2 protein-coding genes are annotated in these 1,090 nt (G+C 39.5%); both read left to right on the top strand.

The window, feature by feature from the left end:
• On the top strand, positions 1–299 hold a 299-nt coding region (locus KQI83_RS12090; RefSeq protein WP_216558383.1), incomplete at its 5' end, for a C39 family peptidase.
• Positions 300–398: 99 nt separating this feature from the next.
• Positions 399–1,090 (top strand): iron-sulfur cluster assembly scaffold protein (locus tag KQI83_RS12085; protein WP_216558380.1); only part of this gene is annotated, 692 nt, incomplete at its 3' end.

Here is a 1,090-nt window from a genome sequence, read left to right as displayed (position 1 = left end):
AGATGTGTATAAGAGACAGGTCTTTGTATACAGCTGGTGGTAAGCATTATGGATTAAAGGTTAATGGTCTTTCAATTTCGGAGAAAGAAATGAAGAATGCCCTCGATAAAGGAGCCAAGCTAATCCTCAGTGTTAAGCCTGGAATATTCTCGGGAGGACCTCACATAATAGAGATTTATGGGTATGATAACACTGGCTTTAAAGTGAATGAACCACTCAGTAGAGAGAGGAGTTCTAAGACTTATAAGTTTGATCAATTTAAAGATATAATTAAGGCAATTTGGGCTTATAATAACTAAATTTTAGGGTAGAAAACAAGCCTAATTTATGAGATAATATCAATGATGTGAGCAACAAATTATTGTTCATTATAAATTACAATTACAAAGGAGTATTTCATGATTTATTCAAAAGAAGTTGAAATGATGTGCCCAGTAGCTAAGGGCGCAAAGCATGAACCAGCACCTATTCCTGAAGAGGGTAAATGGGTTCACGCTAAAGAAGTAAAAGACATTTCAGGTTTTACACATGGTGTGGGCTGGTGTGCACCTCAGCAGGGCGCATGTAAGTTGACACTTAATGTAAAAGAAGGCGTTATTGAGGAAGCTTTGATTGAGACTATCGGATGTTCTGGTATGACTCACTCAGCTGCTATGGCTGCAGAAATTTTGCAGGGCAAGACTATTCTTGAAGCATTAAACACTGACCTTGTGTGTGATGCTATCAACACAGCTATGAGAGAGTTGTTCTTACAGATCGTTTACGGTCGTACACAGAGTGCATTCTCAGATGACGGTTTAGTAGTGGGCGCAGGTCTTGAAGACTTAGGCAAGGGACTTCGTTCACAGGTTGGTACAATGTATGCTACAAAAGAAAAAGGTCCTCGTTACTTAGAGATGGCTGAAGGTTATGTAACAGGCATTGCACTAGACGAAGATGATGAAATTATTGGTTACCAGTTTGTCAACCTAGGAAAGATGACAGACTTCATTAAAGCAGGCGATGATGCAAACACAGCATGGGATAAAGCTAAGGGTCAGTATGGCCGTGTAGACGATGCTGCTAAAATCATCGATCCAAGAAAGGAATA

Source organism: Roseburia sp. MSJ-14, from assembly GCF_018918225.1.
Classification (GTDB): domain Bacteria; phylum Bacillota; class Clostridia; order Lachnospirales; family Lachnospiraceae; genus Petralouisia.
This window is presented reverse-complemented; position numbering and strand designations above follow the sequence as displayed.